A 21838-nucleotide genomic window follows, 5' to 3' on the forward strand; every position below is an offset into this window, starting at 1 on the left:
TGAGGACAGGGTCCGGCAGGGGGTCAAACTTCGTCTGCCGCCACAGGGTCAGTTTTCACGTGCCGTCGACAAGGGCAACGAGGACGTCGAGGAACAGTCTCCTGCGGAGCTGTTCTACGCGAACGTGGCGGAGTTCATGACCGAGCAGCTGGCGGCCGTGTACCGACGTCAACTGGACCCTGCGGGTCGCTCGACCACATTCACAGTTTGCGTCACGAGCGTGAAGAATACAGGGATGACTACCGAGCAGTTCAACGAGGACCTGTACGCAGCCATCGCAGCGTCGAGACCGACCCCTGACATGTCGATTGCACGCGAGGCCGGCGAGGTGATCAGTCACATGCTCGGAGACGGTAGATCGGTAATCGACCCGGCTACAACTATCTGGACGGCTGAGGCGGCTGAGGAGCTTCGGGCCAGGATTGGGGATAACCCGATCATCGGGACGGGCCAGGGGCAGTGGGACAAGCTCGACCTGCAGCTCCGGGATGCTCCTAGAGAGGTAGTGCTCCTTGCCGCCGAGCTCGTCTTCTTGCGCGAACATCCTCTACGGGCGGCCTTACCAGGGACTCGCCGGGCGCACATCGAGCGGGTCCTATCCCATCTCGAGGAACCGGCGACCGTCCCGGAGCCGATGTCGTCCTGGCTCGCCCGCCCTGCGGGGATCGCTGGATTCGAGCCGGGGTCCTGGTACAACGGGGAACTGTGGCGACACGTCATCTGGGCTGCGACCTTTGTGCGCCATTGGAGCGGCTTGTCCGAGGCTGAGCGTGAGGCGGCGCGGACTGATCCGTGGGATCTGCAGCGCGTCATGCTCGCTTCAGGCAAAGACCGCTCCGATATGCGCAACCCGTTGCAGTTTCTCGCTCGACCGGACGTGTTCGAACCAATTTCGTCGACGGGGATGAAAACGAGGATTCGCGATGGCCTTGCCGATCGGATTGGCGGGTCGACGGGTAAGACCCCGGCATCGATTGACCGCGACCTGCTGGCGGTCCGCGCCGCGCTGACTCGCGAGATCGAGGGACCCTTCCATTTCTGGTCACCAGGGGTGAGGGAGCTCTGGGATTCATCTCCGACCGAGGCCGCCTCAACGGCGGATGAGGTTGCCAAGCTGAACGAGCCTCGTCCGCGTCACTACTGGCTATTTTCCCCCGGGGCGCAGGCGTCGGAGTGGGAGGAGTTTTCAGCGAACGGCATCATGGCAATCGGTTGGGATCAACTCGACGACCTCTCGACGTATCCGAGCCGGGAGGCGATACGTCGAGCGCTCGATGTCGAGGAGACCGGCGGATTGATGAAAAACGACGTTCTCGCGGTGTGGCAGTTCCAGAATGATATTGCCGTGGGTGACGTCGTCTACGCCAAACGTGGGAGACGGGAGATCGTCGGACGTGGCGTAGTCACCTCCGAGGCGCGGTTCGAGCCGGCCCGCGCCTCGTTTCGACACGTCCGCTCGGTGAGGTGGACCCACATAGGGTCTTGGGAGCACCCCGGGGACGCCGTAATGAAGACGCTCACCGACATCACGACGTATCACGGCTACGTCGAGAAACTCGAGGCTCTCGTCACCGATGAGGTGGAAGTGGAGGGGCCCGTCATATCCACGCCACTTCCAGGCTACGACAAGGCGGCATTCCTAAGTGAGGTCTACCTGCCTGAGGATCGATACGAGCGCCTTCGCGGCTTGCTGACGCGCAAGAAGAACGTGATCCTCGCCGGACCTCCCGGGGTCGGGAAGACGTTCGCGGCCAAACGCCTGGCGTATTCGATCATGGGTGCAAAAGACCCGAGCCGGGTGCAAATGGTCCAGTTTCATCAGAGCTACTCATACGAGGACTTCATGATGGGATACCGACCTACCGAAACCGGCGGATTCACGCTTACCGAGGGACCGTTCTATCGATTCTGCGAGGCAGCCCGCGCCGACGACGCTGACCGGCCGTACTTCTTCATCGTGGACGAAATTAACCGCGGCAACATCTCCAAGATCTTCGGCGAGCTGCTCATGCTCATCGAAGCCGACAAGCGCGGGCACGAACTGCGTCTTCTGTACAAGAACGAGACGTTCTCCGTTCCCTCCAACGTGCACGTTATCGGCATGATGAACACTGCCGACCGTAGCCTTGCCGTCCTGGACTATGCGCTGCGCCGCCGCTTTGGATTCTTCGAGATGGCCCCAGGCTTCGACTCGGCTGGGTTTACACGCTGGCAGCAGGAGGCCGGTAGCCCCACACTGGACCGCCTTGTTGAGGTCGTTATTGACCTCAATGCCACGATTGCGGACGACCCGGCGCTCGGCCAGGGGTTCGCCATCGGACACAGCTTCCTGTCTCAGCCCACAGATAGCGACAGCGACGACGCGTGGCTGTACTCGGTCGTCGAGGACGAACTCATTCCCTTGCTCGACGAGTACTGGTTCGATGAGCCGATCAGGGCCGAGGAGTGGGCAGGTAAGCTCCGGACTGCTGTCGCATGATCGACCGGACGATCGCTATCCGCAATGTGTACGTCATGTTGGCGTACGCATTCCGGGCGATGCACAGCGAAGGCAGGGACCAGATCGAGGCTGAGCAATTCGATCACCTTCATGATCTGCTTGCGGAAATCCTTGTGCGTGGCGTCGGCACCCAGGTGAAGCGCGGCCTTCACCGTGACTACCTTCCGCACGGCGATGAGCTCGCCACCGTCAGGGGCCGCATCAACATCAGTCGCACTGTCGCCGCCCGCTCCACGACCCGGGGGCGGCTGGTATGCGAGTTCGACGAGTACGAGCCGGACACGCCTCACAATCGGGCGCTGAAGTCAGTCATCGTTCTCCTCATCCGCCATGGCGAACTCTCCACCTCGCGGAAAGGTGCATTGCGGCGCCTCCTCCCCTATCTCGATGCCGTGACGTTGGTCCCGCCGACATCAATTCGCTGGAGCGCACTCACCTATCACCGCACCAACACTGCCTACCGCTTACTCCTCGGGGTCTGTGAACTGATCGTCCGCGGGCTCCTGCCCACCGAGGACTCCGGAACCACAAAACTCACCTCCTGGGTCTCGGACGATGCCATGAGCGCTTTATACGAGCGCTTCTTGCGCGGGTACTACTCCGTCCACTACCCGGAGCTCTCGCCAGGCGCGGCATCCGTCGCCTGGGATTACGACGATGCAAGCGCTCTTGGAGCCGAGCAGCTCCCGGCGATGCGCACCGACGTCACGCTGCAGCGGGGGAAGCGAAAGCTCATCATCGACGCAAAGTACTACGGGCAATCGATGCAGGTCGGCATGTGGGGCAAGGCGACCGTCCACTCGGCCAATCTCTACCAGGTGCTGACGTACACGAAAAACGCCGACGTCAATCGTGACGGGTCCGTCAGCGGCATGCTGCTCTACGCACGCACTGAGGCTCCTCAGCAGCCCGACCTCGACGTCGTCGTCCAGGGAAATCGCATCGGTGCTCGAACCATCGACCTCAACCAGTCGTGGGAGCTCCTTCGTGCACAACTCGACGACGTAGCCACATGGCTTGACCCCTAACGTGTCATCGTTCTCGCTGTTCGCACAGCTGGCAGAAATTCAGGCGCCCCCTTATCTGCTTCCCGGAAGCCTTTAGCCCAGTTCCAGGCCTCTCTCCCGTCCCCCTGCGCGCCCGGTGTTCTTCCGCGCTTTGGGGCCGCGTTGGGTGGATCGCACGGCGTCGATCGGGGGCGTGCCCTGGTCCCGGTCCGCCGCCAGGCGTGCGCGCACGCCATCACGGCCTTCCTCGGTGCCGCCGAGGGCGTCCATGAGTCGACTGGCCAGGTTGGCGCGCCGGTCCCCGGAGTCCCACAGCTGCTCAGCCTCGGCGGCCGCATTGCGGGCATTGGTGTCGTTCTGGAGATCGCCACGGCCAGCCTCAGCGGCGTTCAGAGCGGCTGCGGCGTGGTCGCGCTGTGCGTCCACTGTCTCGCGTGCGGCGGTCTCTTGCTCCACGGAATCCGTGCGCTGATGCTCTGGAGTGCGTTCTGCGAGGTAGTCCTCCACGCTCAACCCGTGGCGTTCCTTCACCTCTGTCTCGATCCGTCCTCGCGCGGTGCGGGCGACCTCGTCGTGGTGCTCCCACTGCCGGGCCAGCCCGTAGTGGGCAGCGATGTCTTCCGGCTTGGCGTTCTCCCAGAACCGGTCCTGCTCCACCGGTGCGAGCTCGGTGCGCATCACGGCGCGTTCGGCCTCGAAGCGCTCCTCGAGCTCACGCCGCCGGTGCTGCTGCTCCGTGACACGTTGGCGGAGTTGTTCGGCACGCTGGCGGGCCATCATCTCGCCCCAGCGCCCGGCCACGGCCATCGCCGCTTGGAGGTCCCGGGAGAGCAGGTCGTTCACGCCGTCGGGTTGTGTGCTCATCTCTACAGCTCCATTCCGTGGTCCGTACGGGGGGTGTGGTCAACGTAGGGGTGCTCAATGGTCGGGCCTTGGGTCTCACGCAGCGCACCACGGTGGCGGGTGGGACCGGCGTGCGCGGCACCCTGCCTCGGGTCACGCTGCACATCGGGCAGGGGCTCCGCCACGACCGAGAGGTGCTGCTGGAAGGCGTCCACGATCAGCTGCGTCTCGCGCAGCTCTTTGTTGGCCTGGTGCATGTCCTGGAACGCCCGGGTCATCCGCAGCATCTGCTGCATGATGAGCGCCTGCGCCATCGGGGACGGAGCCCGCGTGGCCGCCAATAAGAAGGCCGTGGTGCCACTGGTGCGCAGCGGCGCCTGAAGCGGGGTGGTGATCTTCACCCCGGACCGATGCGCGGACCGGGCCAGCACCCGGGCAGTCCGTCCCAGCGGCCCCTGTCCGTCCTCGGTCGCATGGGACCAGGCGGCGAACACCCCGGAGGCTTCACGGGCCGCGTGCGCCCACGATTGGTGGTCGTCCGGGGCGATCTTCACCAGCCGCCGGCGCACCTCTTTCAGCTCCCCGGCCAACCGCCGGGCGGTCTCCTCGTCCAGGGCCGCACCGGGTGCGTCGGGGTGAACGATGCGTCGGTGCCGCTTGGCCGCCATCCATTCATCCGAGGCCTCCTGCGCCGAGACCGGGGTGTCGGGCCAGCGGGTGCGCAGGGAGGGCAGGGTGAGGTCCTGGGCGAGCTTGCCGCCCCCGAACCACAGCGGCCTCATCCCCTTCGGCGGACGCTCCGCCACCGAGTACCCGGTCACCACCGAGTCAGTGCCAGCGGCGAACCTCGGGTGCACCAACAGGTTCGCCCGACGCATCTGACGTACGAACTGCGCTTCTGATTCGGCGGCCACCGCGCACGCCCGCACGGTGCGCTCCAGCGCGAACCGGGTCGGCTCCCTGGTGCTGTCCCGAGCGATCTCGCCTTGCTGCAGCCACCGTTCGGAGTGGTTGCCGAGCTGGATGAGGTTGAAGTCCTTCTCGATGCCCCGGGCGGCCTTCTGCGCCCGCGCGTAGTCGTTGCCGTCGGCCCACTTCGTGCCGTCCTCCCGGATCGTGGAGGCCATGATGTGGATGTGGTCGTTGCCCTTGGTGGAGCGCCCGTGATGCACCGCAACCCATTGGCACGGGGCCTTGGCCCCGGCCTCGGTGAAGTCCATCTCGTCCATGAATCGCTGGGCGATGTCCGACCATTCCTGATCGGTGACCTCCCGGTCCTGGTACGGGATCGACAGGGAACAGTGCCAGATGTGCTTGGTGTCTGCATCAAACCCCAGCATCCGCCGGTTCAGATCCACCTCGCGGGCGATCCCCACCGCGGCTTCCTCATTGAGCTGCACATCGTCGTACCACGACATGATGAGCGGCGAGCCATTGATCAGGTGCGGGTCGGTGTGCTCGTTGGCCCTACCCGGGCCCACGAGATACTTCATCAGCCCGACCGGCTTGTCACCCTTGGTGATGTTCGGAATCATGGCGCGAGCTCCTCAAGTTTCGCCAGCACTTCCTCACCGAACCGCCGAGCCTCCCGCATCGTCTCGACCGCCTCCGGCAGCACCTCACCGGTGCTGTTGGCATGCCGAGCGATCTGATTCACGTTGTTCGAAATCGTGGCCATCAGCCGGCGCATCGCCAGCAACTCGACCAGCTGGTTCCGCCGCAACTGCACCGCCACTGGGTCGGCTGAACCGAACACCGCCTCGACCATCAGCGCCGAAGGTGACAGCCCGGTTTGCTGCTCCAGCACCATCAACTGAGCACGCTCCGACTCCGACATGGACACCCGGACGTACTGGGTCTTGCCCTCGATCCGCTTGCGCCTCGACTTCCACACGTGGCGCGGATTCTCCTGCTCCACCACAGCACCTCCTCTCCTTGCCGGCCCAGCGCAGCGCCCCCACTCCGGTGGGCCCCACACGACCAGTGTGCCACCGCAAAGGCCGACGGGCTAGCGGTGCACTCGCTTTATGGCACATAAAACATAGCTTTGCTCCGCTGGCTCCGCTGGGGCACCCCGGGTGCGAAGCGGCAGCTGTGCGGGCGTGGTCTCTGGAACGAACGGTGTGCGTCCGTTAACCTGGGGGCATGGCCAAGCTCACTGACCCCCAGCAGGCAGAGGAAGCCGCCCAGCGGCTGCTCAACGACCGGATGGACTACATCCGCCGGGCGATCACCGCACGCGGCGCCCTCGATGAGGCCCGCGAGGCCCTCAAAGAGGCCGAAAAGAACGACACCGCCGCGTTCCAGGCCGCCGTCAACAACGGCGGCTGGAGCGCCGAGGAGCTGCGCAAGATTGGACTTTCCGCGCCTGAGAAGGTGCAGCGTGTGCAGCGCCGGCGAAAGGCCATCCCGACCTCCCCGGACACTCACGCCTCGTCCGCGCAGAACGGCGGCGGCACCGAGCCGGAGCAGTGACGGCCAGTCGCTGGGTTCTCACCACGAGCTACGGGGTGCTCCTGATCGTCTCCATCGTCCTGGTGACCCGAGGCTCGAAAATCGGATTGTTTTCCGGCCTGATCCTGGTGGTCTCGCTGCTCGTCATCTGGCGTGAAGCACGCCAGGGTCGAGCGGAACGCCAGATAGACCACCGTGGCTGAGTTTCTGGCCCCGTGCCCACATGGGCACAAGCACCCCATCCGACCACCCGACCACAGCCGACAGGTCGCCTCACGCGCGACCATGACCCTTCCGCTCCCGCCAGCTGTGGACGGCTTCCCGAGCACGTGGTCACCACGCAACGACGATGCCCGCTTCCCCAATGGGGAGCGGGCATCGTCCATCTGAACAGACCAAGCAGAGCGAGTATTTACAGCTCCAAGCCGCCCTGTTGGGGACGCTGCTCGTCGTGCCGCCGCGCCACCTCGAGCGGACGCTCGGAGCCGTTGTCGCCACTGCTGGCACTGCTGCGACCCGCACTGGAAGCGTCGGGGAAGTTGATGCGCATCCGTTTCTTCAACGCCTCCAGCTCCGGATCCAAAGTCGGTTGCGGCGTCTCCTCTCCGCGCATCGCGCGCCCGATCCGCTCGACCTCCCATCGGGCGGATTCCAGTGCTTCCTGGTGCTTGAACGGCACGTCCAACGCCTCCCGGGCGTCGACGACTTCCTGCCGGGCGGAGCCCAGTCGGGCTTCGCGTTTGGTGACTTCCTCGGGCAGTGCCCGCACCTGGTTCTCCAGCCGTTGGATCATGCCCACACTCGGGTTCAGCGACGTCGCCCGGGTGACTTCCACGGCGACACCGGGGGCGTCGTCGATGCGTAGCTCCACCGGGGACGCACTGAGATCGGTCAGGTTCCCCGGGCGCTGCACCACCCGGATGTCGTGACCGCCGATGCGCCCGGCGACTCCGAGGTCAGTCTCCCCGGCCCGGGGCGGGCGTGAGGTGGCGTGGACGCCGGCCCACCGTTGCCACGCCTCAGCCGCGTCGGCGCGCGCCTGGGCGGCGTCTTTGCGGAACACCAGTGAGGACTGGTTGCGGTGCCAGGCCCGATTCAACCGCTCCAATCGGGCGAGCTCCTGGTCGGCTTTCGACTTTTCCAGGATCAACGGATTGCCGCTGGAGATCGCCTTCACCTCGGCGAAGGACAGGGTGTTGTCCCCGACGTCTTCGATCTCGCGCACGTCCAGGCGCCCGCGCATGATCTGGTCGATGAACTTCGATTTCCGCTCCAACGTCTGCCACATGAAGGTGTCGAAGGACCCCTTGGTCACCACCTGGGAGATCGCGACCTCCAGGTTCTGATTGCCCTGCCGGATGATGCGTCCGTGGCGCTGGGCGATGTCGGCTGGGCGCCACGGGGCATCCAGGTCCACGAGATGCACCGCCCAAGCCTGGATGGGTGTGCGCATGTCGGCGGCGGCATGGGCTTCGATGCGCGAGGCCGGCCGGAATCTGACACAGATACGGAGTCTCTCAACGAGCGTAGCCAGGAGGTCAGCAATGCATACGCCCGCTGTCCAGCAGGAAATTATGGCCCGTGGCCGCTACCCCGAGGGCTTCACGGCCCTTGTGACCGTTGTCACAAGTCAGAAGATGCACTGTGACGTAGACCATTGCACTTGTAAGTGCAATGTCCTAGCGTGTTGCCTGTACCCAATTGGTACGGTCCGTACCGACCGGTACGGTTTTGCTATCGCCAGGAGCCATGATGGTCACCACCCTTCACTCTCCTAGCGAGCAGGTCCTCGCTTCCCCGGAGGAAGTGGACCAGGCTCGCGAGGTTGCCCCCACGCTAACGGGCGATGCCCGTCTGAGCGTCGAGTCCCATGGGAGCCCTTCCACTGTGCCCCCAGAGCTGTCACACGTCATCTCTCGCATTGTGCGCGTACTTGCTGAAGGCGGGACAATCACTGTGGGCTCGCTACCCAAGGAGCTGACCACCACTACAGCCGCTGAGCTTCTGGACATCTCTCGTCCAACCCTCATGAAGATGATTGAGCGAGGCGAGTTGCGAGCTCACAAGGTTGGCTCGCACACGCGTCTACTCACCGAGGATGTCCTGGCAGCTAGGCAAGCGCGGTCCGATCGCCGGATGCAAGCTTTCAACGAGCTGCGTCAAATTGAACGGGATTTGGGCTGTTAGCTCACCGATCGTCGGCGGACCCAAGTAGCCTGGGTCCATGATGGGTCCTCAAATTGTCTTGATTGACGCCGGTGCGCTCTTCTCAGTCACCTTGCGTCGTTGGATCCTTTCGTTGTATATCACTCCGGAAAGTTCTATCTTCCGTGCTAGATACACCGAGGACATCCTGTCCACCGTCCTGACCAGCCTGCGTTGCGAGCATCCGGACTGGTCAGGACAAAAGATTTTGGATATCCGACGGTTGATAGAACGAGTGCTCGAGGGAGGCCTGGTCGAGGAGTACGACATCGACCCGGCCTTCCCCGGACACAATGTCTCTGACGCTCACATTCACTCTGCTGCGGTGGCCTGTGGCGCACATATCATTCTGACGGACATCGGCCAAGACCTTTTGCCACCCGAGATCGACCCGAACACATTACCCTATGAGGTATGGACTCCGGATGAATTTCTGGTACTCATAGATGATTCCGCTCCTGACCTCGTGCACGAAGTCACTGCTCAGCAGTTAACCCACTGCCTAAAGGAAAGTCAGGAAGCCGACCTAGCTGGTGACCTACGCAGGGCAGGAGCCCCTAACTTTGCGCTCCGCGTTGCCAACCACCTACGGGACTGACTGTTCCCCCTCCCCGATGATTCGCTCTGACTCCGGTGGTCCCGGCACTACTCACCCCGTCAAGGCGAGTAGGCGTCGGATCAGCAACCGACTACCTCTGCCACAAGTTCTGACAGGGAGAATTGGAACAGGCTTCGGGGCGATGGCTTAAGTCTGACCGACTCACCGCTCCGGGCAGAGATGGCGATGTCCAGTGCGCGACATGCCTCACTGTCGTATCCGGAACCTGCTCCGGTCCGTCCTCAGGCACGGGCGCCGTGGCTTCATAGGTGCGCGCCCTCGACAAGAGTCGGCTCCTCACTACCCTGTCCGGTGCCCTGGGTGGCCGGGACGACAGGGAAATGTCCTTCCCATGCACATGACCTCTGCCCTGGACCCGCTTCAACAGACAACGGCCGGCGGCTGCGTCGACACCCACTCACAGGTCAATCACGCTGCGGTGCTGGAGGAAACCGGCTTGCTGCTGCCTCCCGCCGAGTTCGCTACGACGCTGGCCGACCGCCGCGAACTAGTGGACTGGCTAATGGACCACGACGTCGTCTCCAGCGTCGGCATCGGGTGCTCGGGCGGCTACGGAACCCGTCTCGTCAGGATCCTGACCGAGGCAGCCATCACCGTGTTCGAGGTCCACCAGCCTCACCGTTACATTCGTGTCCGCCTGGGCAAGGGCGGCCGGATCGACGCGGTCGCCGCCGAACGGAAGGTCCTTGCCGGATGTCACCGCCCGCCCGAAGGACATCACCGGGCCGATGGGACTGATGCACGGTTCGGTGACACCTTGACCTGACCTACGGTTTGGTTTCCAGTGGCGGTCGCTAGTCGAAGGCCTTCATGGAAGGCTCACCGCTATGCCCCGCCCCTACCCTCCTGAGTTCCGTGCACGAGCGATCGCTCTCGTGCGTGAGGGCCGCCAGGTCAAGCAGACCGCGGCTGATCTTGGTATCCACCCTGTCACGCTCCATTCCTGGTTGCGCCAGGACGACATCGATCAGGGCCGCCGGCCCGGGCGCAGCACCCAGGAATCGGCTGAGCTCCGGGCGGCCCGGGGCCGGATCCGCCAGCTTGAGCAGGAGCTCGCGATCATCCGCCACGCGGCCACCTGGCTCGATGAGGAGGGCGGAGTCCCCCCAAAAGGGCGCACCCGGTGATCGATCGTCTCGTCGACGCCGGGGCTCCGGTCCACACCTGTTGCCGCATCCTGGGCGTCTCCCGCCAGGGCTACTACCGGTACCGCAAGCGTCCGACCAGCTCCACGGAACTGCGCCGACGCTGGCTCACCGGGCTGATCCGCGAGATTCACGTGGCCTCTCGGGGCACCTACGGCTACCGCCGCATCCACGCGGAACTCACCATTGGCATGGGCATCCCCTGCTCGAGCCGGCTCATCTCCGCGCTGATGACACAAGCCAGGATCGGCGGACTGCCCGGCCCGGCGCGCATCAAGCGCCTCCGAGGCGTGGCGACCGCCGACGACCTCGTCAACCGGAAGTTCCACCGCCTGGCGCTGAACGAACTGTGGGTCACGGACATCACCGAGCATCCCACCCGCGAGGGCAAGGTCTACTGCGCGGCGGTGCTGGACGCCTGCAGCCGCAAGATCATCGGCTGGGCCATCGACTCCAAGCAGGACTCCACCCTGGTCATCAATGCCCTGGACATGGCCATCCGCGCCCGGAAGCCCGGTGCCGGCGGAATCGTCCACGCCGACCACGGGGTCCAATTCACCTCGTGGGTGTTCACGCAGAAGATCCGCTCGGCCGGACTGCTGCCCTCGTTCGGCACCGTCGGCGACGGCCTCGACAATGCCATGATGGAATCCTTCTGGTCGACGATGCAGATCGAACTGCTGAACCGTCGGAAGTGGAAGACCCGGATCGAGCTGGCGAACGCGATCTTTGAGTACATCGAAGTGTTCTACAACCGACGCCGCCGACACTCCGCACTCGAGTACGCCACCCCGCACGAATACGACCTCGCTCGAACGCCGCAGGCACTCACCACCGCTGGAAGCTAGCGACCACGACTGGCAACCAAACCATAGGTCAGGTCAACCTGTCACCTATCGGTGCATCAGTCCCGAACGTTAAACGTAGCGCGACAACGGGCATCAACTGGGAAACTATGTACATGCCCGCAAATTCCACTCCTGCGACCGAAGGTCGCCCCCCTGGCCGCTTCACGGTCTCTCCCATGCAATGGCTCCGCAAGACCGTGCCAAAGTGGTACTCGCACATCGTCCTTTTCTACCAAACCAAGTGGCCCTTCCGATGGTTGGTATATGGAATTGCCGTGTCCATCTTGGGAGTGATGAGCGGGATGGTGGGGATGAGAATCTCTAGGGCTGGGTGGGGATGGGATGTCGCAGCGACGGAGTTTCTTACCAGCCCTGGGGCAGCTGGCCTCGCCGCCGTGATTGCCGCCAGCATCGCCGCAGCCATGCTAAATCGACAGATCAAAAGTACACGGGAAGCGGACGATACTCGCTTGAATCACGATAAGGAAATCGAAGAAAACCGCACATGGTGGGAAAGCTTTGAATGGGTTACCTCTCGAGCATTGGCAAAACGATCAGATGATCCGGAATTGCCACCTGAATTAGCCATGAGTTTTCTTGTGGATCTTCAAAAATGGGCCCCCAATGACACACAGAAAACGGCATGTGGTATTCTCGTAGGTCATTTAACTCAGTCGGTCGCAGAAATTGGACCGAGCCAGCTGTGGACGAGTCGAACTGAAACGCAAAAATCGAAAAAAAAGCAAAACCAGGAAGAATATAAATCACTAATTAGTCTCGAAGACAGAGTTCGGAGAGTCGAAAAGGCACTTTTGGAAGCAGAAAATTCCGCGCAGGACGAGCTGCAGACAGGCGCGTCTGAGCGTCGAATCCGCCCGTGGTTGAATGACGCTGGATCAGTGGAGCGAATCAACGAGGCTGTTGCGAACTATCTAGAGGCCACGAATGGAACCCCTGCATTCTCCGCTGTGGCAGAAGGGCAACTCTACAGAAACGAGGTGATGCAAACTTTATTTGCGGAACAGGGAGAGAAAAGGTACCAGGTTGAAAATTCCACACGATCCGACTCGTTGGCAGATCCAGATGCCATACTCCGTAGGCCCTCAGACGGAATGCGCTTCAATATCTATATATTTCCACAAAGGTCGACCGTGGCGCAACGTTCGAAAATCATGGCGATTCAACGAAATGGAGAAAACAACAATCGGGTCCTTTCGATTTTCATTTTTCGAGACCTGCCGGATCAAGCCGTTCGAAACAACATTGAACGGCAACGCGGCCACTACTCGGTGTGGAACGGTGAAAATGACACCGAGGCCATGCTTAAACTGATACAGGAAGCGCCCTGAGGAAAAATAACCTGGGGCCTTCAGTAAAGCTGTCATTGTCATTTATCTGCGACCAACGCCAGCCGTTGCGTTATTTCCGAACGAGGTTCATTCACAGTATGGACACGTTCGGATCCGGCCCCAGAAAACGGCCTCCGATGGTCGTGGTTTACGGCAGCTCCCAGATCCGCTGGTACAGCGAGGCCCCCTTTGACGGGGGACAACGGGGAGGGAAACTGGCGACACGCCTGGACTACGCGCGAGTGAGCTCGGCCGAGCACGACCCGGCGCTGCAGACCCGGGCCATGGAAGCCGCCGGCTGTGAGCGCATCCAGTTCGGCACTCCTATTGCGCCGTCAACTTCGTGAAGACCGGTAGTCCGCCATATGTGAAGTTAGTGTTGAGCCGCCCTGGGCTTTGCTGGCTACAGACCTCCCATCAGTAGTTGGTGGGAGAAGGGGCCAGCGATACAGTTTGAGCCAAAGGCGTAAGACCTGTTCACAGTTACCCCTCCCCAGCATGCTCGGAGATTGGGGTATAGCATCAAATGCACTCATCGTGAGGCTAAAAGATGTTGCACCAACGTGGTGTACACACGAAGTTGAAGTGGAACCAGCGCCCTTGGAAGCCGTCAGCAGGCAACGGGGATGAGGAGGCCGCTCTAGGAACCATTGATTTTTAGCAGCAATTGCGCTTGGATTAGGGAGTGGAAAAACACTTGAACTTTGGCGATCTTGTCCATGCGCTCCAAGGCACTGGCCTAAAAGGCAAAAAACAGAATGCCTTCGGACACGTAAATACTGCTACATCCTTTGTCAATCCCGAGTTACTCATCAAGGAAAGTCTAGGAGATCTTACCTCCGATGTCATTCTGGTCTCGGCTCGAGGGGCCGCTGGAAAAAGTACTGCCGCCGCTGAGTTGGCGCGACAGATTGGCAGCCCACTATGGAAGCTAGAGCAGGACAAGGCCGTCAGCGGAACGTCTCTAGACTTTGTACTGAGCCAGTACCTTGGTACCACTGAAGTGGAGTCCCGTCTTGACGGATTACGACCAACTGTCATTATCGACTCACTCGATGAAGCACGATCCCGGGTATCCGGAACGTCTTGGATGGAGTTTCTCGAGTCACTTTCAAATAGAAGCCTCTCGAGTTGCCGTTTCGTCCTTCTTGGACGGGAACGAACCCTGGAGGAAGTGTGGCTTAATCTTGCGGAAGCTGGTCGTAATATTGCGTGGTTGGAAATTTCTCACTTCGGCCCTGAGGAACGAATCCAATATATCGATGGGGTAGTTTGTCGGCGCAAGCCCGAAGCAGTCAAATCGGTGCATTATGCGCCCGCACGGGACGCCGTACTTAATTCGCTTGTTGGTGCCGTTCCGGATGAAACCGCTCAGACCTTTGCTGGCTATGCCCCTGTCCTAGACGCAGTAGCCGCCGCACTCCACGATAATGCGAACCTGTACTCCATTCCAGCAATGTTTGGAGAGTCGAACCAAGATGCTCGGCACCTCAAAGAGCTGGGTCGAATTCTTACTGGATTACTCGAACGTGATCAAAAAAAGCTGCAACCCGTGGCTGGCGATCTCGGTCTCAATGCTAATTTGACGTATACGCCCGAAGAACAAGTCGACTGGTTGTGTCACGATCTCGCGGGGGCTTCGGAGCCGGCCCTTAGTTATATTACCAAGCCAGAAATCCGAGAAAAATACATCGAGAGGGTGCGACCTTTCTTGGATGACCACCCGTTCCGAGATGAAAATAGGTGGGCGAGTGCAGTGTTCCGAGCCTATGTCGCGGCCCGAAGATTTGGTACGACAATCTCCGGCCCTAGGCTTCTTGCCGTCGGAAACGAATCAGGTCTATTGTTTGATTTTGTCACACTTGACAGTGAAAACGACCTTATTGACGAATGGCAGCTAGCCGCCCTTCATGCGTCGGTTACTGCCGGAGAGTTCAGCGGTACATCTGCAGCAGTGACGGTTTCGGAAGGCTGCGATGGGCTGTTCCAGGTTTTCATATATTTGCGGAGACTTAAGGATCAGGTGGAAGTATCTTTCACCCTCGTTCCTGACAAGACCGGTGAAATCCGGCTTTACGGACCCCTAGAGGGTTTGACATTAGAAACCGATGGAAGCATTTCTATTCCTGCCCGTGGCACTTCCGTGGTGCTAGGACCGGATTTGTTCGTACGTTGCGACAGTTTAAGTATTGAGGGCGGATCTGTGGAATTTGCCCACCGTGGAGTACCGACGGGCAAAGACACGACGCTCGGTGGAGTTACTTTGGCGGTGAAGGGGGCGTTGCGCCTCCCAATGGAAATTACACGCTGGCCCCTGGAAGGGGACTTCGAGCTTCAAGTGTCCCCCGAGACCAACCTCGTCCACCCATGGGTCTCATATAGGCAGGATCTACCAGACGAGGAAGATTCTGTGGATACTAACGCACGAGCCGTTCGATTTCTTAATATGCTTATGAATCTAACACGGGCACATGGACACAGTGGCGATCGGGGGGCTTTTATTATGAAACTGCAAGGACGGCAGTCTATTAAGGGAGGGGAATTACAGAATGTGCTACGGATCCTCGAGAACCACGAGATAATTAGGACGGAAGGTCCCATGCTTTTTCTCAACCCTAGTTATGAAAGCCATCGATTCAGCGGCAAGACTCGCGCTGGCCAACGGCTTATTGGAGACGTGTGGGACGTTTGGGGGCCAGTTGTAGCAGAAATTGAAGCCGCCTTGAAATGATAACCAAAGCTGAAACTTTTCGCATCGGCTAGAATATTCAGTCGAAGCTCTAAATTATTTGAGTCGCCGCCCGAGGTGTCTTCGGGCGGCGACTCAAATATTTGTTTTTAAAGTAATACGGGCCTTCACGGATGAGTGTGGGTAGGGGGACTGCCCCGACTTACGTTGACTCTCTGACCTGTCACCTGATGGTGCGGCATTCCCAGCCTCGCCAGAGACACGCCGCTGGTCCCAGGACGCTTTACATGGCCTTCAAATCTTGGATTCACCCAGAGGTCGTACCGGCGCCGCACATGACTGGCATCTGCTCCCTGCACGTCAGTCCGGAAGTGAGACATCACCCTTTAGCTCCCCTGCGCACAGGGAGCCGGCCGTCGAGATCGTCCGCGACCTCAGTTGCCCTGCCGGATGATGCACCCAAGCCTTTGAGCGATATCGGCCGGGCGCCACAGGGCGCCCAAGTCCACCATGTGCACCGCCCCTTAGGTTCAATGCCCGAATAGTTCTTGGGCTTTCTCGGGATCTCCTGAGAACAGGGTTGCATCTTCACCGAAGTCCGGCATTGAGATGCGTCCCGCGGCGAAAGTGCCTCGCAGCTCCTCGATGGCGTGTCTTCCCCAGGTGAGCATGGCGAAGGCCCTGTCTTCAGGGAGGTGGCTGCCTTGCAGTGAGCCGCCTCCCTCCATCTCATGGGCGTAGAGGTGACGGTTGAAGATCCCAGGAGCCCAGGCAAGGCCGTGGGCGTACCCAGAACAGAGTTGCCATTTTTGGTAGAAGTTTGTTCCCCTTGCAGCATCAACGCTTTTTAGGTGGCCCGTTCTGTCGAGACGCGCCGTTACAGCTGTCTTTTTTATCCCCAGAGCCACAGCGGCCGTTACGATCTGATCGCATGTTTCTCTATAGCTCTGAGCACCTTGAGCGCTCTCCTGCAATAGTCCTTCTGACGAGTTCGACGTGTCAGTGAGGCCCTCAAAGAACTTAGTGGCGTTGAAAGCAGAGTCGTATGCGACTCGGAGTGCGCGCTGCTGGCGTCCTTGACGCTTGCTTCCTGTTAACACCCACATCCCCACGCCTGCGAGCTCGACGGAGCCACGTGTCAGAGTCGCAACTCCGACTGGATGAATTTGACCTGCCGTAATGCTGGAAACGGCTGTGGCAAGGTCGTTTACGGCAGAGTCCAGGAACGCGCGTGCAACGGCCGCTACGGAGATGCCGTTCGGCATTCCACTCGTGTCACCTGCAAGCAGACTGTTCCTGGCAAGCGGGTACGCGGCGGGATCGGAGGACAGAGTTTGTGCCTCCTCAACCCAGCAACAAAGCCCTGCCCAGTCTTCGCCTTTTGATGTCATAGCTTCATGATCCCCTAGTCGTTGTAGGACCAAACGAACCGAAACACATCCGTGCGGGTCACTGGCATCCAGGCGGGCACCTCCGCCTTTGATTCTCACGGCATGAACATTCACCTGACACCTTTCGGTGCGGCGGTCCCTTATTGTGTGGCTCAGGACGGGAGGCGGCGGGATGACACGCAAGGTTGATCCGACTGAGGCAGCGCGCATTATGCACGCCGCGGGCTGCGTGCCGTTGGTGCCGTACCCAGGTTCCGGTGTTCCGTGGCCATGCATTCATGAACCGTGCGGGGAGCCGATCGCTCCGCTGTACTCGAACGTCAGGAAGCGGGGAAGAGCTTGCCGGCGGTGCGCCGGTGAGAAGCGGGGTGCGAACCGTCGAGCCGGCCTCGCCGAGGGAGCAGAGAGCACCATGCGGGCAGCCCAGTTCGAGCCGCTCGAGCCGTACCCCGGCGCGGACAAACCTTGGCGTTGTCGGCACGAACCATGTGGCCAGGTGCGCACACCGACCCTGAATACGGTGCGCAGAAACGGCACCGCGTGCCGACCCTGTTGGCTCAGCCAGCAAGGGTTCACCGTGTGGTCCCCCGAGTCCGCTGAAACGTACTTCCGCGACCATGGGCTGGAACCGCTGCAGCCGTACCCAGGGTCATCCTCGGTCCCGTGGCCGGCGCGGCACACCGTTTGCGGCAGAGTCGTCACCCCACGGTTGGCCAACCTCGCCGCCGGGCAGGGACCCTGTCGCGAATGCGGACAGGAAGCAACCCATACCGCCCAGCAGCTCAACCACGACGAGGCGGCTGTACTCATGCGCAGGGCCGGCCTGGAACCGTTGGAGCAATTCCCCGGTGTGGACCGTCCGTGGCGGTGCCGGCACGGACGCTGCGGACGCGAAGTCAGCCCCACGTACACGAACACCAAACGAGGCCAGGGCGGCTGTCGCTCCTGCGCGGCCCAGGACGCCTCCGTCCGCCTTCTCATGCCAGAACCGACTGCACGCGCGATCATGAACGCCTCCCGCCTCGAACCACTGGAGCCCTACCGGGGAAGCAACAAGCCCTGGCGATGCCGCCACGCGTGCGGCCACACCGTGACCCCGACCCTCAACAACGTGGCCGCGGGCCGCGGCATCTGTCGCTACTGCAACAGCGCGTTCCCCTACGCCGGGCCTGCCACCCTCTATCTCGTCGCGGATCGAGACGCCGTCAAGATCGGGTGCGCCAAACGCGGCGGCACACGCATCGACGAACACCGCCGGCGCGGCTGGCAGCTCGCCTGGAGCCTAGACGTGCCCACCGGCGACGACGCCTACAACCTCGAACAAGCCGTCATCGCCTGGTGGCGGGACGAACTCGGGCTCTCCCCCGCTTACACCAGCGACCACATGCCCCAATGGGGGGCCACCGAGACCGCCCGCTGGGAAGACATGCCCCCGGATTCCGTTCTCGCTCGGGTCGAGCAGCTGGCTGAGACGTTGGGCCTTCCACCCCTCCGCCCGCACCTGACGTGCTACCTCGAGGAGCAACCCGCCAGCGTCTGCACCCCGCTCGGGTCGCGCGACCGTCGACGAGCCGTAGCGTCCGGGCAACTGGCGCTACCTGGCCTGTAGCCCCGCAAGTGGCAGACAGCAACACCACCTGAACCGCCGGTGGAGCCGGCATACCCGCGGGCGGGCGCCCACCTCCTTAGCGGTGGTTCCCGTCGGCGGCATCGTAGAGACGGGGGACAGGAACAGCACCACGGTCCCTGATGGCCAGGACGGCCCCACCGAACAACCCGCCCACCAGTCCGTAGGGGGTCAGGACCACGACGTAGAGAAACCACACCGGGTCGACGACCACGTTCAGCACCAGGAAGGGCAGTATCAGCGCCAGACCAGAGACGGCCATCAGGGCGATGCGAACCCCAGCAGTCAAGCCGTAGTCGGCCCCGGCCTTCCAGCACGGGCCCCACACCAGCTGGGTCCACACCAACCCCACTCCCATCAGCACCGCCCAACACAGCAACCAGGCCGACCAGCCGCCGCCCGGTGACAGGACGGCGGCGTAGGCCAGAGCCAGCACCGGGGTGAGGGCTTGGAACACCAGATAGGTGCTCAGCGGATGCACGTGCAGGGCTCGTCTCACCAAATCACGCCTCTCCACTCGATAGCTCCCACCGTATGCCGCACACCCGCGTAGATACGCAAGGACCTCGCTCGGGGCCACCACCTGGGAACCTCTGCCGCACCACGGTTCGCCGCTAACCGGGCCATATGTAAAGCGGTGGTGCGTTACCCTGACTGGATGTCTTCTAAGGTGTGCCCATGGCCGCCTCCACCCGCCCCAGTGTCTTGGCAGATGCCCGCGCGATCGCCGCTGCCGACCCCGCCGGGCAGGGCACCGCTGTCGTCGCCTTGGCCATCACTGTCATCTGCGCCCGGCGACTGCCTTGGAGAAACTATTGAAACCATTTCAAGAGCGGCAACACCCGCAGGTACCCCGATGGCCGGGTCGTGGACTACCGCACCGGGCAAGTCAGGATGGTGCCCGTGATGACGATAGGTCCGTCTTGGCACTTCAGCACGTCGGACAGGGGGCTTGGGCGGCAGTTTAGTCCCGTCCGTTCCCGAGGCCGCTAACGGGGACGATTCATTCGGGCGTCAGGCGGGGCTCACCGCCGGGTCTTGAACGCCCTGGCTGGCCGTCACTTCGAGGGGGTCACTCCGGAGAGTTCCGCTCGGATGATCTCCGCACCCGCAGCGAGAGCGATCATTTTGCCTCGCGCAACCTGTCGAGCCAGTGGCGCCATGCCGCAGTTGGTGCTCGGATACAGCTTGTCCGCATCGACGAACCGGAGCACCTGCCGGAGGGTGCTGGCCACTTCCTCCGGGGTTTCGATCGCGTCGCTGGCGACGTCGATGGCCCCGACCATCACCTGCTTACCTCGGAGCAGCTCGATGAGCTCGACCGGGACGCGGGAGTTGTGGCGTTCCAGGGAGACCATGTCGATCGTCGACTGCTGGAGTAGCGGGAATGACATCTCATACTGGCGCCACTCCGACCCGAGCGTCGCCTTCCACTCGGTATTGGCTTTGATGCCGTAGCCGTAGCAGATATGCACGGCTGTTGTGCTGCGCAGTCCCTCGGCCGCTCGCTCCAGTGCGGTCACGCCCCACTCTTTGAGGTCGTCGAAGAACACGTTGAAGGCAGGCTCGTCGAACTGGATGATGTCGACGCCCGCCGCCTCCAGCTCTTTGGCCTCCTGGTTGAGGATCTTCGCGAACTCCCAGGCGAGCTTTTCGCGACTCCTGTAGTGCTTGTCGTAGAGGGTGTCGATCATGGTCATGGGACCGGGGAGCGTCCACTTGATGGGCTGGCTGGTCCGCGCGCGGAGGGCCTTCGCGTCGTCGAGGAAAACCGGCCGCTCACGGCCCACCGCGCCGACGACCGTTGGGACGCTCGCGTCGTAGCGGTCACGGATCCGCACCGTCTTCCGGTGTTCGAAGTCGACGCCGCTGAGGTGTTCGATGAACGTGGTGACAAAGTGCTGACGGGTCTGTTCGCCGTCGCTGACGATGTCGATACCCGCCTGGCGCTGCTCGTCCACGGCCAGGCTCAGCGCATCCCGCTTGCCCTCGCGCAGTTCCTCGCCGTCCAGCTTCCAAGGGGACCACAGCGTCTCACCTTCCGCTAGCCAGGAGGGCTTGGGCAGGCTGCCCACGATGGTGGTGGGCAACAGGGTGTTCATCGGTGATTCTCCGTCTCTCGTCCGGAGTGGGCCGCGGCCCACTGCTCCAGGAGGGTCTGGTGTGGCTTCACGAAGTGCTCCTCCGTGAACTTCCCCTGCATGAGGGCCAGCTGACTGCGCTCCTCGCGGTCGTAGGCGATCTGCGTCACCGAGTAGTCTCGACTCTCCAGGCTCGGCCGGTAGATCCGACCAGCCGCCGCATTGGCGTTGTAGATCTCCGGGCGATAGATCTTCTGGAACGCTTCCATCGTGCTGATGAGACCGATGAGTGCCAGGCTGGAATAGTCATTGAGGAGATCGCCCCGGAAATAGAACGCCAGGGGCGCGACCGCGCCGCGGGGCATGAAGTAGCGGACCCGCAGTCCCATCTTCTCGAAGTATCGATCCGTCAAGGAGGATTCATCCTGCCGATACTCCACCCCGAGGATCGGATGGTGGTTCTCGAGCCGACGATACGTCTTGGTGCTCGAGACGCTGATGCAGATCACGGGCGGCTGAGGGAACCGCTCGCGGTAGGCATCGGAGTCCAGGAAGTGCGTGAAGAGCTTCCCGTGCAATTCGCCGAAGTCATCGGGGATGCTGGACCGGGACGCCTTCGCGTGGTGTTCCGGCAGCACCACGCTGAAGTCATAGTCCCGGAGGTAGGACGAGAAGTTGTTCCCCACGATCCCGTCGATGTGCACATTGGACAGCGTGTCGAGGATCTGCACGTCGAGGACCTCGATCAAAGGGAACACCGCGTCGTCGCCGTCGGCGGCGAAGTGCAGGTCCACGGAGACGATCTCGATCTCCACGACATAGCGATCCCGGCTGGGATTGTCCCAGTGGGCCAGGTCGTTGAAGCGACTATTGATCATTGTCAGGGTATTTCGGAGGTTCTGCCGACGATTCTCGCCGCGGGCCAGGTTCGCGAAGTTCGTCGTGCCTCGGGAACTGGACGACGGGCAGTAGTCCTCATCGAAGCGGGTCGTGCTGATACCGAACGTGAAGTCGTTCGTCCTGGTGGTCTGATGCATCGATTCCTCACTGTGGACCGAGGGCCTGCCCCCCAGATCCGTA

At 62.0% G+C, this 21838-nt stretch carries 19 protein-coding genes; 11 read left to right on the plus strand and 8 right to left on the minus strand.

Annotated elements, in window-relative coordinates; genetic code table 11:
* Together RF640_RS17445 and mcrC are read left to right on the plus strand one after the other, a co-directional pair.
* Positions 1–2479: AAA family ATPase (locus tag RF640_RS17445; protein ID WP_368828489.1), on the plus strand; the 2479-nt coding region annotated here is incomplete at its 5' end.
* A complete protein-coding gene (mcrC, locus tag RF640_RS17450) occupies positions 2476–3528 on the plus strand; it encodes a 5-methylcytosine-specific restriction endonuclease system specificity protein McrC (protein ID WP_368828490.1) in 1053 nt (350 codons plus the stop codon). The genes RF640_RS17445 and mcrC, both read left to right, overlap by 4 nt.
* A 72-nt stretch (positions 3529–3600) precedes the next feature.
* Here mcrC and RF640_RS17455 read toward each other — a convergent pair whose 3' ends face one another.
* Genes RF640_RS17455 through RF640_RS17465 form a run of 3 tightly spaced genes read right to left on the minus strand, consistent with a single transcriptional unit; the run spans position 3601 to position 6271 of the window.
* Positions 3601–4371 (minus strand): hypothetical protein, encoded by a 771-nt coding sequence (locus RF640_RS17455; protein WP_368828491.1) that lies wholly within the window; start codon positions 4369–4371, stop codon positions 3601–3603.
* A 2-nt stretch (positions 4372–4373) separates the two neighbouring features.
* Positions 4374–5885 carry a relaxase gene (locus tag RF640_RS17460; RefSeq protein ID WP_368828492.1) on the minus strand — a complete coding sequence of 504 codons (1512 nt, stop codon included), beginning with the start codon at positions 5883–5885 and terminating at the stop codon, positions 4374–4376.
* Positions 5882–6271, minus strand: a complete 390-nt coding sequence (locus RF640_RS17465) for a MobC family plasmid mobilization relaxosome protein (protein ID WP_017834365.1) — start codon at positions 6269–6271, stop codon at positions 5882–5884. Before RF640_RS17465 ends, RF640_RS17460 begins: the two co-directional genes overlap by 4 nt.
* 224 nt (positions 6272–6495) lie before the next feature.
* Here RF640_RS17465 and RF640_RS17470 point away from each other — a divergent pair, with 224 nt between their 5' ends.
* A complete protein-coding gene (locus tag RF640_RS17470; RefSeq protein WP_368828493.1) occupies positions 6496–6825 on the plus strand; it encodes a hypothetical protein in 330 nt (109 codons plus the stop codon).
* 35 nt (positions 6826–6860) lie between these two features.
* Positions 6861–7007 carry a hypothetical protein gene (locus RF640_RS17475; RefSeq protein WP_229586641.1) on the plus strand — a complete coding sequence of 49 codons (147 nt, stop codon included), beginning with the start codon at positions 6861–6863 and terminating at the stop codon, positions 7005–7007.
* 209 nt (positions 7008–7216) lie between these two features.
* Here RF640_RS17475 and RF640_RS17480 read toward each other — a convergent pair whose 3' ends face one another.
* The gene (locus RF640_RS17480) at positions 7217–8257 is read right to left on the minus strand and encodes a hypothetical protein (protein ID WP_229586642.1); all 1041 of its coding nucleotides are present in this window, start codon (positions 8255–8257) and stop codon (positions 7217–7219) included.
* Between the two features lie 299 nt (positions 8258–8556).
* Between RF640_RS17480 and RF640_RS17485 the strand changes: the two genes are divergently transcribed.
* From RF640_RS17485 to RF640_RS17510, 6 genes are all read left to right on the plus strand, one after another.
* Positions 8557–8991: an excisionase family DNA-binding protein gene (locus RF640_RS17485; RefSeq protein WP_368828498.1), complete on the plus strand. Its 435-nt coding sequence runs from the start codon at positions 8557–8559 to the stop codon at positions 8989–8991.
* A 37-nt stretch (positions 8992–9028) separates the two neighbouring features.
* Positions 9029–9607: a PIN domain-containing protein gene (locus RF640_RS17490; protein ID WP_229586643.1), complete on the plus strand. Its 579-nt coding sequence runs from the start codon at positions 9029–9031 to the stop codon at positions 9605–9607.
* Between the two features lie 358 nt (positions 9608–9965).
* On the plus strand, positions 9966–10394 hold the full coding sequence (locus RF640_RS17495) for a hypothetical protein (RefSeq protein WP_229586644.1): 429 nt from the start codon (positions 9966–9968) through the stop codon (positions 10392–10394).
* 61 nt (positions 10395–10455) lie between these two features.
* Positions 10456–11621, plus strand: a protein-coding gene (locus RF640_RS17500; RefSeq protein WP_368828494.1) for an IS3 family transposase whose coding sequence is annotated in 2 segments (ribosomal slippage) — positions 10456–10732 and positions 10732–11621 — 1167 coding nt in all. Because the reading frame shifts where the segments join, the coding sequence is not laid out codon by codon here.
* A 113-nt stretch (positions 11622–11734) separates the two neighbouring features.
* Positions 11735–12970, plus strand: coding sequence for a hypothetical protein (locus RF640_RS17505; protein ID WP_368828495.1), 1236 nt, complete (start codon positions 11735–11737; stop codon positions 12968–12970).
* Between the two features lie 685 nt (positions 12971–13655).
* Complete coding sequence (locus RF640_RS17510) at positions 13656–15701, plus strand: hypothetical protein (protein ID WP_229586563.1); 2046 nt, start codon at positions 13656–13658, stop codon at positions 15699–15701.
* A gap of 488 nt (positions 15702–16189) precedes the next feature.
* Here RF640_RS17510 and RF640_RS17515 read toward each other — a convergent pair whose 3' ends face one another.
* A complete protein-coding gene (locus RF640_RS17515) occupies positions 16190–17149 on the minus strand; it encodes a hypothetical protein (protein WP_368828496.1) in 960 nt (319 codons plus the stop codon).
* A gap of 907 nt (positions 17150–18056) precedes the next feature.
* On the opposite strand from RF640_RS17515, the gene RF640_RS17520 reads away from it, so the two are divergent.
* Positions 18057–18659, plus strand: a complete 603-nt coding sequence (locus tag RF640_RS17520; RefSeq protein WP_229586565.1) for a hypothetical protein — start codon at positions 18057–18059, stop codon at positions 18657–18659.
* A 76-nt stretch (positions 18660–18735) separates the two neighbouring features.
* Here the strand turns inward: RF640_RS17520 and RF640_RS17525 are convergent, their stop codons facing one another.
* From RF640_RS17525 to RF640_RS17535, 3 genes are all read right to left on the minus strand, one after another.
* Positions 18736–19179, minus strand: coding sequence for a hypothetical protein (locus RF640_RS17525; protein ID WP_229586566.1), 444 nt, complete (start codon positions 19177–19179; stop codon positions 18736–18738).
* A 556-nt stretch (positions 19180–19735) separates the two neighbouring features.
* On the minus strand, positions 19736–20779 hold the full coding sequence (locus RF640_RS17530) for a methionine synthase (RefSeq protein WP_109223192.1): 1044 nt from the start codon (positions 20777–20779) through the stop codon (positions 19736–19738).
* Complete coding sequence (locus tag RF640_RS17535) at positions 20776–21795, minus strand: DUF1852 domain-containing protein (protein WP_109223200.1); 1020 nt, start codon at positions 21793–21795, stop codon at positions 20776–20778. Before RF640_RS17535 ends, RF640_RS17530 begins: the two co-directional genes overlap by 4 nt.
* Between the last annotated feature and the right edge of the window lie 43 nt (positions 21796–21838).

It is taken from the genome of Kocuria sp. CPCC 205231, from assembly GCF_040980965.1.
GTDB classification, from domain to species: Bacteria; Actinomycetota; Actinomycetes; order Actinomycetales; family Micrococcaceae; genus Kocuria; species Kocuria rosea.